Annotated in this window: 7 protein-coding genes; 6 read left to right on the top strand and 1 reads right to left on the bottom strand. The window is 69.6% G+C overall.

What is annotated here, in order from left to right; translation table 11 throughout:
• Positions 1–8 precede the first annotated feature (8 nt).
• Entirely contained in the window at positions 9–875 is an 867-nt protein-coding gene (locus tag FPT20_RS12360; RefSeq protein WP_158865683.1) for a spermidine synthase, read from the bottom strand.
• 174 nt (positions 876–1049) lie between these two features.
• Here FPT20_RS12360 and FPT20_RS12355 point away from each other — a divergent pair, with 174 nt between their 5' ends.
• From FPT20_RS12355 to rpoC, 6 genes are all read left to right on the top strand, one after another.
• On the top strand, positions 1050–1586 hold the full coding sequence (locus tag FPT20_RS12355) for a hypothetical protein (protein ID WP_158865681.1): 537 nt from the start codon (positions 1050–1052) through the stop codon (positions 1584–1586).
• A gap of 7 nt (positions 1587–1593) precedes the next feature.
• Complete coding sequence (locus FPT20_RS12350; RefSeq protein WP_158865679.1) at positions 1594–2745, top strand: sensor histidine kinase; 1152 nt, start codon at positions 1594–1596, stop codon at positions 2743–2745.
• A complete protein-coding gene (locus tag FPT20_RS12345; protein ID WP_233265504.1) occupies positions 2742–3428 on the top strand; it encodes a response regulator transcription factor in 687 nt (228 codons plus the stop codon). The genes FPT20_RS12350 and FPT20_RS12345 overlap by 4 nt, the downstream gene beginning before the upstream one ends.
• Before the next feature lie 196 nt (positions 3429–3624).
• Positions 3625–4671, top strand: a complete 1047-nt coding sequence (locus FPT20_RS12340) for an SDR family oxidoreductase (protein ID WP_158865677.1) — start codon at positions 3625–3627, stop codon at positions 4669–4671.
• A gap of 311 nt (positions 4672–4982) precedes the next feature.
• Complete coding sequence (rpoB, locus tag FPT20_RS12335; protein ID WP_158865675.1) at positions 4983–8480, top strand: DNA-directed RNA polymerase subunit beta; 3498 nt, start codon at positions 4983–4985, stop codon at positions 8478–8480.
• Between the two features lie 48 nt (positions 8481–8528).
• Positions 8529–12404, top strand: a complete 3876-nt coding sequence (gene rpoC, locus FPT20_RS12330) for a DNA-directed RNA polymerase subunit beta' (protein ID WP_158865673.1) — start codon at positions 8529–8531, stop codon at positions 12402–12404.
• The last annotated feature ends 102 nt before the right edge of the window (positions 12405–12506 follow it).

Genomic DNA, 12506 nt, shown 5'->3' with positions numbered 1-12506 from the left:
GCGGTGCCTCAGTCGCGCCGGTTGCCCGTCTGGAAGATGTTCCGCGCCGGCGGAGGCGACGGCACGCTCGTCGCGTCCGTCACGATCGGGGCGGCCGCCGCGAACGCGCGGAGCTCCTCCCCGGCGACCGCCTTGGCGGGGTGCGGTCCGCTCGCGAGCAGTCGCGGCAGCCATTCGAGCGGGAGGAGCGAGTCCGACCCGACGAGCACGACGTTGCCGAACCTCCTCCCCTTGAGCACCTGCGTCTCGGCGAGAGCGGCGACGTTCTCGACCACGGCGCCGAGCGTCGCGACCTGGCTGCGGGCGAACGACAGCGGCGGCCCGTCGGCCACGTTGACGAGCACGATGCCGCCCGGCTTGAGCAGGGACACGGCCGAGCGGTAGAACTCGACGCTCGTGACGTGGGCGGGGGTGCGCGCCCCGCTGAAGATGTCGACCACGAGCAGATCGACCTCGCCGCGGAGGCCCGCGGGGAGCTTGCCGACCACCTCCCGGGCGTCGCCGTGGCGGATGCGGATCTGGGCGTAGCGGGGGAGGGGCAGGTTCTCGCGGACGAGGTCGACGAGCCTGCTCTCCAGCTCGACGACCTGCTGCCTCGACCCGGGCCGCGTGTACGCGATGTAGCGGGGGAGAGTCAGGGCCCCGGCCCCGAGATGCACGGCGGTGATCGGCTCACCGGGCTCGCCGATCAGGTCGATCACGGTGCCCATGCGCTGCACGTACTCGAAGAACAGCTGCGACGGGTCGTCGAGGTTGACGTGCGACTGCGGGGTGCCGTCGACCACCAGCTGGAAGGCGCCGGGAACGAACCGGTCGGGCTCGATGGTGGCGAGGTAGCCGCTCTCCGCGAGGACCACCGACGGGTTCTGGGGCACGCTCCCACCCTAGTCGCGCCGTCTGGGGCGCGCCGCGGGATCGCCTCCGGAGCGGGAGCGCGGGAAGTCCACCCGCGCCTCCACCCGATCTCCACCCGGGGGCGGTGCCGGCGGGAGGCGCCGGCCGCGAGGCTCGAAGCGTGGCCGCCGGAGCGGCCGGAAGGAGACCCCGAGATGACCGTCCAACTGCTCGCCAACGCGATCCTGATCGTGCTGCTCCTCGCCTGGGTGGGGTACCGGCAGCTGACCTGGCGACCGGTCGCCGTGTCGCGGCTGTGGCGCTTCCCCGCCGTCCTCGCCGCGGTCGGCGCGATCGTGCTCGTCCAGGAGGCGAAGCCTGTGCCCCTCACGCCGCTCGACCTGGCGGCGATCGCCGGCGAGCTCCTCCTCTCGCTCGCCGTGGGCGCCTGGATGGGCCGGATCGCCGCGTTCCGCCCGCTGCCCGAACCGATCAGGATGGGCCCTGACGGACGCGACGTCGCCGTGTACGAGTCGCGCACCGGCGGGTGGGGTCTCGCGCTGTGGATCGTGGTCATCGCCGTCCGTGTCGGCGTGGACCTCCTGGCGTCCGCGGCCGGGTCGCACCTCGTCGCCTCGACGGGCGTCATCTTCCTCCTGTTCGCCGCCAACCGGGCCGCGCGCGCCGCAGTGTCCGTCGCGCGGCTCGACCGGCACGCCGCCGTCGCGTCGGGCCGCTCCGACGCAGCATGATGGTGTCGTGAACCCGTCCGCCCGTCCCAGCTGGCTGGCGCTGACCCTGAACCTCGCGGGCGTCGTCGTCGTGACCGTCTCCCTGGTCCGTGCGGACACCGGCGTCCGCACGCCGTGGGTGCTCGTCACGGCTCTCGTCGCCGGGGCGGCGTGGGCGGCGCGGGGGTTCTTCGCCCGGCTCGGCGCCTCCACCGCCGACCTGGTCTGCTGCGTGATCGCGGTGGTCGCCGGAGCCGCCGTCGCCGCACCGACGAACGGGATCACCGTGGTGCCGGCGGCGATCGGTGTCCTCGCGGCGGTCTCCGACACCCGCCGCTCGCCGACGGCCGGGATCATCCTGGCGCTCCTCGGTGTGCTGCTGATTCCGCTCGGAGCCGTTCCGTTCACGACCTCGGTCGCGGCCGTCGTCGCGATGATGGCGGGGCTCGTCCTCTCGTTCTTCGCTGGGCTGAGCCGTCGCCAGTTCCGTCGCTCGGAGGAGCAGCAGGCGCAGCTTCGCGAGCGAGAGCTGCAGATGCGCGAGGAGGCGTCGCGGATGGCGCTCGCCCGCGACCTCCACGACGTGCTCGCCCACAGCCTGGGCGGTCTGGTCGTCCAGCTCGACGCGGCCGACGCGCTGTTGGAGGCGGGGGAGACCGCCGCCGCCCGCACGCGCGTCGTCGATGCCCGCGGTCTCGCAGTGGCCGGCCTCACCGAGGCGCGCCGCGCCGTCGCCGCCTTGCGCGAGCCGACCGCGGCCGACTCGGCCTCGCTCGAGGACGGTGCTGCGCTCTTGGATGCCCTCGAGGACCTCCTGGCTGCGCACCGCTCGCTCGGCGGTAGCGCGGAACTCGTGAGCACCGGCCAGCCGCGGCTGGTGACGGCGGCGCAGTCGTCGGCGCTGCGCCGTGCCCTCCAGGAGGCGCTGAGCAACGCCCGCAAGCACGCCCCGGGCGCGCCGGTGACGGTGCGGCTCACCTGGGAGACGGACCGCGTGCGGCTCACCGTGGAGAACCCGGTCGACGGCTCCCTCGTACCCGGACCGCTGACGCGGACCGGAGGCGGATACGGGCTGGAGGGACTGCGCGAGCGGTTCGCCGCGCTGCCGGCAGGCGGGCGCGCGGCGGCGGGGCGCGAGGACGGGCGGTTCGTCGTGACGGCGGAGGCGATGCTGGCATGAGCGGGGGAGACGGCATGAGCGGGGGAGCGTCCCGCATCCGTGTGATCGTGGCGGACGACCAGGCGATCATCCGCGACGGGCTCGTGACCGTGCTCGGTCTCCTCCCCGACCTGGAGGTCGTCGGCCAGGCCGCCGACGGCGCGGAGGCCGTGGCGCTCGCCGTGGCCGAGCGCCCGGACGTCGCGCTGATGGACCTGCGGATGCCGAACCTCGACGGCGTCGCCGCGACCGCCCGCATCGTCGCCGAGGCCCCGGGCACAGCCGTTCTCGTGTTGACCACCTACGCCGACGACGAGTCGATCGTCGGGGCTCTCCGCGCCGGCGCCCGCGGATACCTCACCAAGGACGCAGGCCGCGCCGAGCTCGCCGCCGCCGTGCGGGCGGTCGCCCAGGGCCAGTCGACCTTCGCTCCCGAGGTCGGCGCGCGCCTGGTCAGCTCCCTCACCTCCGGGGCCGCCCGACCGGCCCCTCCCGACCCGGTGGAGGGACTCCTCAGGCGATTCCCGGCGCTCACCCGGCGGGAGGCGGAGGTGCTCGCGCTGGTCGGCGAAGGACTCAGCAACGGGGAGATCGCCTCCCGTCTCTACGTCGGCGTCAGCACCGTGAAGACGCACATCAACGCGATCTTCGCGAAGCTCGCCGTGCGCGACCGCGCCCAGGCGATCGCGCTGCTGCACTCCTGACGGCGTGCCGTCGTCCCTCCCGGCCCTCCCCTCCGCGTGAACGGTCGCCGATGGCCCTGATGCGCGTCCGACACGCCGCGGGAAGGGGCCACGAATGACGTCTCGCCCGCCCGAGCCCTCGCGGCGCTGTGGATAACGCACCCCCGAGACCGCACCCCCACTTCCGCGTCCCCCCTCCTCACGGGAGGATGGGCGCATGCCCGATCTGGTCCTCGTCACCGGCGGCTCCGGCTTCGTCGGGGCGCACTGCATCATCGCCCTCCTCGAAGCGGGGTACGACGTCCGCACCACGATCCGGACGCCCGCGCGAGCCGCCGACGTCCGGTCGCAGCTGAAGGCGGGCGGCATCGACGACCCCGGCGACCGGCTGAGCTTCGCGGTGACCGACCTGCTCTCCGACGACGGCTGGGCGGATGCGGTCGCCGGCTGCCGTTTCGTGCTCCATGTCGCCTCCCCGTTCCCGGCGTTCATGCCGCGCGACCCCGACGAGCTGATCCGTCCCGCGCGGGAGGGCGCTCTCCGCGTGCTGCGCGCCTCCCTCGACGCGGGCGTGGAGCGGGTCGTGCTCACGTCGTCGTTCGCCGCGATCGGGTACGGGCACGCGCCGACCGACCGCGCCTTCACCGAGGAGGACTGGACCGAGCTCGACAGCGGCCGCCCGGTGACCGCCTACGTCCAGTCGAAGACCCTCGCCGAGCGTGCGGCCTGGGACTTCGTCGCCGACGCCCGGTCGAAGGGAGGCGCGCTCGAGCTCGCCACGGTCAACCCGGTCGGCGTGCTGGGGCCGGTCCTCGGGCCCGACCTGTCGAGTTCCGTCGAGCTCGTGAGGCTGGTGGCCGAGGGGAGGCTCCCGCGCCTCCCCGACGCGTCGTTCGGCCTGGTCGACGTGCGCGATGTCGCCGCACTGCACCTCCTCGCCATGACCCGGCCCGAGGCGGCGGGGGAGCGGTTCCTCGCGATCGCCGGCGAGGTGATGAGCGCGCCGGAGCTCGCGCTCGTCATCCGCGGGCACCTCGGCGAGCAGGCCGGCCAGCGTGTGGCCACGAAGCTCATGCCGAGCTGGGTGCTCAAGGCCGCGGCCCCGTTCAGCAGCCGCGTGCGCGACTCGCTCCCCGAGCTCGGGACGGTTCGCCGGGCCTCCTCGGAGAAGGCGATCCGGGTGCTCGGGTGGTCTCCGCGCACCCGCGAGGAGGCGATCATCGCGACGGTCGACACCCTCCCGACCTACCGCTCGCACCGCTGAGATCCGCGTCGTTCCGGGGATGTGCGGCCGGAATAGCGGCAGCGGGCTCGCGGTTATACACCTGAGGTGCGCCTCCGGTCAAGAAAAGACTGGACACGGCGCGTCCATTTGACATATAGTTGTTCTTTGCGCTCCCGGTCAATCATCTGCCTTCATATTGCGGTCGGCTCTGACTCTCTCAGCGCGCGCCTGGGCCCAGAAATCACGGGTCAGATACGGCGTCGACGCGATGCGTCCGGGAGTTCTCGTCCATGACAACTACACAAGACCGACAGTAACTGGCCCGACCGGGGCCCACGGAGGTTATTTCCTTGGCTGCTGCGCGCAACGCAACCAACACCGACAAGACACCCAAGAACGGACGAGCCGCATCTCGTCTCTCGTTCGCCAAGATCACGGACACCCTCACCGTCCCCGATCTGCTCGCACTGCAGACGGAGAGCTTCGACTGGCTGGTCGGAAACGACGCGTGGAAGGCGCGCGTCGCCGAGGCCGAGGCTCAGGGCCGTCAGGATCTGCCGGCCGCAACCGGCCTCGAGGAGATTTTCGAGGAGATCTCGCCCATCGAAGACCTGGGCGAGACCATGCAGCTCTCCTTCACGAACCCGTTCCTCGAGGAGAAGAAGTACTCGATCGACGAGTGCAAGGAGAAGGGCAAGACCTACGCGGCCCCGCTCTACGTCGAGGCCGAGTTCATGAACCACCTCACGGGTGAGATCAAGACCCAGACGGTCTTCATGGGCGACTTCCCGCTCATGACCGAGAAGGGCACGTTCATCATCAACGGCACCGAGCGTGTCGTCGTGTCGCAGCTCGTCCGCTCGCCGGGCGTGTACTTCGAGGCCACCGCCGACAAGACCTCCGACAAGGACATCTACTCGGCCCGCATCATCCCGAGCCGCGGCGCCTGGCTCGAGTTCGAGATCGACAAGCGCGACCAGGTCGGTGTCCGCATCGACCGCAAGCGCAAGCAGTCGGTCACGGTGTTCCTCAAGGCCCTCGGCCTCACCAGCGAGGAGATCCTCTCCGAGTTCGCCGGGTACCAGTCCATCGAGCTCACCCTCGAGAAGGACGCCATCCTCACCAAGGAGGAGGCCCTCAAGGACATCTACCGCAAGCTGCGCCCGGGCGAGCAGGTCGCCGCCGAGGCCGCGCGTGCGCTGCTCGACAACTTCTACTTCAACCCGAAGCGCTACGACCTGGCCAAGGTCGGCCGCTACAAGATCAACCGCAAGCTCGGCCTCGAGGCCCCGCTCACGGACTCGGTGCTGACCGTCCAGGACATCATCGCGACGATCAAGTACCTGGTCGCCCTGCACGACGGCCAGACCACGATCAAGGGTCTCCGCAACGGCCAGGAGGCGGACATCCGCCTCGACATCGACGACATCGACCACTTCGGCAACCGTCGCATCCGCGCCGTCGGCGAGCTCATCCAGAACCAGGTCCGCACCGGCCTCAGCCGCATGGAGCGCGTCGTCCGCGAGCGCATGACCACGCAGGACATCGAGGCGATCACCCCGCAGACCCTGATCAACGTGCGACCGGTCGTCGCCGCGATCAAGGAGTTCTTCGGCACCTCCCAGCTGTCGCAGTTCATGGACCAGAACAACCCGCTCGCCGGCCTGACGCACAAGCGTCGCCTCTCGGCGCTCGGCCCGGGTGGTCTGAGCCGTGAGCGTGCCGGCGTCGAGGTCCGCGACGTGCACCCCTCGCACTACGGCCGCATGTGCCCGATCGAGACGCCGGAAGGCCCGAACATCGGTCTGATCGGCTCGCTCGCGTCGTTCGCGCGGATCAACTCGTTCGGCTTCATCGAGACGCCGTACCGCAAGGTCGTCGACGGCCGGGTCACCGACCAGATCGACTACCTCACGGCGTCGGAGGAGGACGACTTCGTCGTCGCGCAGGCGAACGCCCCGCTCGACGCGAACGGCCACTTCGTGGAGGAGCGCGTCCTCGCCCGGCAGAAGGGCGGCGAGGTCGACCTGATCCCCGCCGAGGAGATCGGCTACATGGACGTCTCCCCGCGCCAGATGGTGTCGGTGGGTACCTCCCTCATCCCGTTCCTCGAGCACGACGACGCCAACCGCGCCCTCATGGGTGCGAACATGCAGCGCCAGGCCGTCCCGCTCCTCCGCTCCGAGAGCCCGCTCGTCGGAACCGGTATGGAGGGCTACGCGGCCATCGACGCCGGTGACGTGGTCATCGCGGAGAAGTCCGGCGTGGTCACCGAGGTCTCGGCCGACGCGGTCACCGTCCAGGCGGACGACGGCACGATCAAGACCTACTACCTGCGCAAGTTCGACCGCTCGAACCAGGGCACGTCGTACAACCACCGCGTGATCGTCGACGAAGGCGACCGGATCGAGGCGGGCGAGGTCGTCGCCGACGGCCCCGCCACCGAGAACGGGGAGCTCGCGCTCGGCAAGAACCTGCTCGTCGCGTTCATGCCGTGGGAGGGCCACAACTTCGAGGACGCGATCATCCTCAGCCAGAACCTGGTGAAGGACGACACCCTCTCCTCGATCCACATCGAGGAGTACGAGGTCGACGCCCGCGACACCAAGCTCGGCAAGGAGGAGATCACCCGCGACCTCCCGAACGTCAGCCCGGACCTCCTGGCCGACCTCGACGAGCGCGGCATCATCCGCATCGGCGCCGAGGTGCGCCCCGGCGACATCCTCGTCGGCAAGGTCACGCCGAAGGGCGAGACCGAGCTGTCGGCCGAGGAGCGCCTGCTCCGCGCGATCTTCAACGAGAAGAGCCGCGAGGTGCGCGACACCTCCCTCAAGGTCCCGCACGGCGAGGAGGGCACCATCATCGGTGTCAAGGTCTTCGACGCGCAGGACGGCGACGACGAGCTCGGCTCCGGCGTGAACCAGCGCGTGGTGGTCTACATCGCCCAGAAGCGCAAGATCACCGCGGGCGACAAGCTCGCCGGCCGTCACGGCAACAAGGGCGTCATCTCCAAGATCCTGCCGGTCGAGGACATGCCGTTCCTCGCCGACGGGACCCCGGTCGACGTGATCCTCAACCCGCTGGGTGTTCCGGGCCGCATGAACTTCGGCCAGGTCCTCGAGATCCACCTCGGGTGGATCGCGAAGAACGGCTGGGAGATCGACGGCAAGCCGAAGTGGGCGGCCGAGCTGCCCGAGGCCGCGTACAGCGTCGAGCCGAACACCAAGGTCGCGACCCCGGTGTTCGACGGCGCCAAGGAGGAGGAGATCGCGGGTCTGCTCGACTCGACCCTCCCGACGCGCGACGGCGAGCGCCTCATCGGCGGCTCCGGCAAGACGCAGCTGTTCGACGGCCGCTCCGGCGAGCCCTACCCGGACCCCGTGTCGGTCGGCTACATGTACATCCTGAAGCTGCACCACCTGGTCGACGACAAGATCCACGCGCGCTCGACCGGCCCGTACTCGATGATCACCCAGCAGCCGCTCGGTGGTAAGGCGCAGTTCGGCGGTCAGCGGTTCGGTGAGATGGAGGTGTGGGCCCTCGAGGCCTACGGTGCGGCGTACGCGCTGCAGGAGCTCCTGACCATCAAGTCGGATGACATCCTCGGCCGCGTGAAGGTCTACGAAGCCATCGTCAAGGGTGAGAACATCCAGGAGCCGGGCATCCCGGAGTCCTTCAAGGTCCTCATCAAGGAGATGCAGTCCCTCTGCCTGAACGTGGAGGTGCTCTCGGCCGACGGCCAGGCGGTCAGCCTGCGCGACTCGGACGACGAGGCCTTCCGCGCCGCGGAGGAGCTCGGGATCAACATCTCCTCCCGCTTCGAGTCCTCGTCGATCGACGAGATCTGACGCGGCAGCCAGACCAACTGACGAATCTTCCATAGGAGAGAAGGAACATTGCTCGACGCAACAACTTTTGACGAGCTGCGTATCGGCCTGGCCACCGCTGACGACATCCGTCGTTGGAGCTACGGCGAGGTCAAGAAGCCGGAGACGATCAACTACCGCACGCTGAAGCCGGAGAAGGACGGCCTCTTCGGCGAGCAGATCTTCGGCCCGTCCCGCGACTGGGAGTGCTCGTGCGGCAAGTACAAGCGCGTCCGGTTCAAGGGCATCGTCTGCGAGCGCTGCGGCGTGGAGGTTACCAAGTCCTCCGTCCGTCGTGAGCGCATGGGCCACATCGAGCTCGCCGCTCCGGTGACCCACATCTGGTACTTCAAGGGCGTCCCGAGCCGGCTCGGCTACCTGCTGGACATGGCCCCGAAGGACCTCGAGAAGGTCATCTACTTCGCCGCCTACATGGTGATCGAGGTCGACGAGGAGGGTCGCCACGCCGACCTGCCCGGGCTCGAGAACGAGCTCCGCCTCGAGATCAAGACGCTGTCGGACCAGCGCGACGCCCGCGTCGCCGACCGTCTGCAGCGCCTCGAGCAGGACCTCGCCGCGCTCGAGGAGGAGGGTGCCAAGGCCGACCAGAAGCGTCGCGTCAAGGACACAGCCGAGAAGGAGATGGGCCAGCTGCGCAAGTCCTTCGACGAGGACATCGCCCGGCTGGAGCGCGTGTGGGAGTCGTTCCGCAACCTCAAGGTGGGCGACCTCAAGCCCGAGGACGCCGACTTCAACGAGCTCGTCGACCGCTACGGCCTGTACTTCGAGGCCTACATGGGTGCCGAGGCGATCAAGCGCCGCCTGCAGGCGTTCGACCTGACCGCCGAGGCCGAGCTGCTCCGCGAGCAGATCGCCACCGGCAAGGGCCAGAAGAAGATCCGCGCGATCAAGCGCCTCCGTGTGGTGTCGTCGTTCCTCGCGACCGGCAACTCGCCGGCGGCGATGGTCCTCGACGTGGTGCCGGTGATCCCGCCGGAGCTGCGCCCGATGGTCCAGCTCGACGGCGGCCGCTTCGCCACCAGCGACCTGAACGACCTCTACCGTCGCGTGATCAACCGGAACAACCGCCTCCGTCGCCTGCTCGACCTCGGCGCTCCCGAGATCATCGTGAACAACGAGAAGCGCATGCTCCAGGAGGCCGTCGACGCGCTGTTCGACAACGGCCGCCGCGGCCGCCCGGTCACGGGCACCGGCAACCGCGCGCTCAAGTCCCTCAGCGACATGCTGAAGGGAAAGCAGGGCCGGTTCCGCCAGAACCTGCTCGGCAAGCGCGTGGACTACTCGGGTCGTTCGGTCATCATCGTGGGTCCGCAGCTCAAGCTGCACCAGTGCGGTCTGCCCAAGCAGATGGCGCTGGAGCTGTTCAAGCCGTTCGTCATCAAGCGCCTGATCGACCTGAGCCACGCTCAGAACATCAAGGCCGCGAAGCGGATGGTGGAGCGTTCGCGCCCGCAGGTGTGGGACGTCCTCGAGGAGATCATCCGCGAGCGCCCCGTGCTGCTCAACCGCGCACCCACGCTGCACCGTCTGGGCATCCAGGCGTTCGAGCCGCAGCTCGTCGAGGGCAAGGCCATCCAGCTCCACCCGCTCGTCTGCGCCGCCTTCAACGCGGACTTCGACGGCGACCAGATGGCCGTGCACCTCCCGCTGTCGGTGGAGGCGCAGGCCGAGGCCCGCATCCTGATGCTCGCCTCGAACAACATCCTGAAGCCGTCCGACGGCCGCCCGGTCACCCTGCCCTCGCAGGACATGATCATCGGTCTGCACCACCTCACCACCGTGCGCGAAGGCGCCGTCGGCGAGGGCCGTGCGTTCTCCTCGGTCTCCGAGGCGATCCTCGCGAAGGACCAGGGCACGCTGCACCTGAACGCCAAGGTCAAGATCCGTCTCGACAACTACGTGCCGTCGGACGCCGCCGACACGGGTGCCGAGCCGATCACCGCCATCGTGGAGACCACCCTCGGCCGCGCCCTCTTCAACGAGACGCTGCCGGCGGACTACCCGTACGTGGAGGCCGTCGCCGACAAGGGCACGATCTCGTCGATCGTGAACGCCCTCGCGGAGCGGTACCCGAAGGTGGAGGTCGCCGCGGCGCTCGACCGGATCAAGGACGCCGGCTTCTACTGGGGCACGCGCTCGGGAGTCACGGTGTCGCTGAGCGACATCCTGACCCCGCCGAACAAGGCTCAGATCGTGGCGGGCTACGAGAAGAAGGCCGCCAAGATCACCGCCGAGTTCGAGAAGGGTCTCACGACCGACCTCGAGCGTCGCCAGGAGCTGGTGAAGATCTGGACCGAGGCCACCAACGAGGTCGCCGAGGCCATGCGCGCCAACTTCCCGGCCGACAACACCATCAACCGGATGGTCACGTCGGGTGCCCGTGGTAACTGGCTGCAGGTCCGCAACATCGCCGGTATGCGCGGTCTGGTGAACAACCCGAAGGGTGAGATCATCCCCCGTCCGATCATCTCCTCGTACCGCGAGGGTCTGTCGGTGGCGGAGTACTTCATCGCGACGCACGGTGCCCGTAAGGGTCTGGCCGACACGGCCCTCCGTACGGCCGACTCGGGCTACCTGACCCGTCGTCTGGTGGACGTCTCGCAGGATGTCATCATCCGCGAGGACGACTGCGGCACGACCAAGGGCCTCGACCTCCCGATCGCGACCGTGGGCGCCGACGGCACCCTCACCCGCGACCCGAACGTCGAGAACTCGGTGTTCGCCCGCACGCTCGCCGCCGACGCGGTGGCGACCGACGGGACCGTCGTGGCGAAGGCCGGCGACGACGTGGGCGACGTGCTCATCGACAAGCTGGTGGCCGCCGGCGTGACCGACATCAAGGTCCGCTCGGTGCTCACCTGCGAGTCGGCGGTCGGCGTCTGCGCCGCCTGCTACGGCCGTTCGCTCGCGACCGGCAAGCTCGTGGACATCGGCGAGGCGGTCGGCATCATCGCCGCCCAGTCGATCGGCGAGCCCGGCACGCAGCTGACGATGCGTACCTTCCACACCGGTGGTTCGGCCTCCGCGGACGACATCACCCAGGGTCTGCCGCGCGTGCAGGAGCTGTTCGAGGCGCGCACCCCGAAGGGTGCCTCCCCGATCGCAGAGGCCGCCGGCCGCATCGTCATCGAGGAGACGGACAAGTCCCGCAAGGTCATCCTGACCCCGGACAACGGCGACGAGCCGCACGTCTACCCGGTGCTGAAGCGCTCGACCCTCCTGGTGGAGGACGGGCAGCACGTCGAGCTCGGCCAGCAGCTGATCGTCGGCACCGTCGACCCGAAGGAGGTCCTCCGGGTCAAGGGCGTCCGCGAGGTGCAGAAGCACCTGGTGGGCGGCGTCCAGGGCGTCTACCGCTCGCAGGGCGTGCCGATCCACGACAAGCACATCGAGGTCATCGTCCGCCAGATGCTCCGCAAGGTGACGGTGGTGGACCACGGTGACACCGACCTGCTCCCGGGTGAGCTCGTCGACCGCTCGCGGTACAACGAGATCAACCGCGCTGCGCTGCAGGAGGGCAAGAAGACGGCGTCCGCCCGTCAGGAGGTCATGGGTATCACCAAGGCCTCGCTGGCGACCGAGTCGTGGCTGTCGGCCGCGTCCTTCCAGGAGACCACCCGCGTCCTGACGCAGGCGGCCATGGAGGGCAAGTCCGACCCGCTGATCGGTCTCAAGGAGAACGTCATCATCGGAAAGCTCATCCCGGCCGGCACGGGCCTGTCCCGCTACCGCAACGTCACCGTCGAGGCGACCGAGGAGGCGAAGGCGGAGCGGTACCCGAACCGCATCTTCTCCGACGACTCCGCCTTCAACGAGAACGACCTGAGCTTCGTCGACTTCGACAGCTTCAGCTCGGACGACTACACCCCGGGCACCTACAACTAAGGTCCCGCACGACTTGGCCCCCGGCGCACTGCGCCGGGGGCCTTCGTTGTGTCCGGGAGGCGGCTTTCGTCCAGGGGGATCGCCAGTGGAATCTGCAATACA

Origin of the sequence: Leifsonia sp. AG29 (assembly GCF_009765225.1) — a bacterium.
Lineage (GTDB): Bacteria > Actinomycetota > Actinomycetes > Actinomycetales > Microbacteriaceae > Leifsonia.
Note: the sequence above shows the minus strand (reverse complement) of the source record. Positions and strands in the feature narration are given on the sequence as shown.